This is a genomic window from Shewanella sp. 10N.286.51.B2 (genome assembly GCF_041469265.1).
GTDB lineage: Bacteria > Pseudomonadota > Gammaproteobacteria > Enterobacterales > Shewanellaceae > Shewanella.
This window is the reverse complement of the sequence record NZ_JBFRKH010000113.1, coordinates 1-438: the sequence shown is the minus strand read 5'-3', so window position 1 is coordinate 438 and position 438 is coordinate 1. Positions and strand designations below refer to the sequence as shown.

General features: G+C 50.5%; 1 protein-coding gene. It reads left to right on the top strand.

What is annotated here, in order from left to right:
* Window positions 1–438, top strand: a 438-nt coding sequence (locus tag AB4140_RS19620; RefSeq protein WP_372002311.1) for a tandem-95 repeat protein, incomplete at both ends; no start/stop codon positions are given.

The following is a 438-nucleotide window of genomic DNA, read 5'->3' as shown; positions in this document are numbered from 1 at the left end:
AATGAGAACTTCAACGGTGACATCAGCCTGGATGTGGTGGTTATCGATGATGATGGCGCCACTGCTGAAACCACCGCAGGCATTACTACACTGGCGGTTAATGACGCACCTGTAGTTGATGGCAATGTCGCTTACTCAGTGGACGAAGATGGCTCAATTACCCTAAGCCAGGAGCAATTACTAGCTAATGCATCTGACATCGACGGTGACAGCCTAAGCGCTGAAAACCTATCAGTAGGCGATAACGCCACCGTGGTGGCTAACCCAGATGGCAGCTTTACCATTACCCCAGATGCGGACTTTAATGGCGATGTAGACTTACGCTTTGATGTCTCAGATGGCACCACTACCGTGGCGACAGGCGTTGACCTCACAGTTAACCCAGTCAATGACGCTGCAGTAGCACCTGATGTTGAATTCACCATGAATGAAGACGGC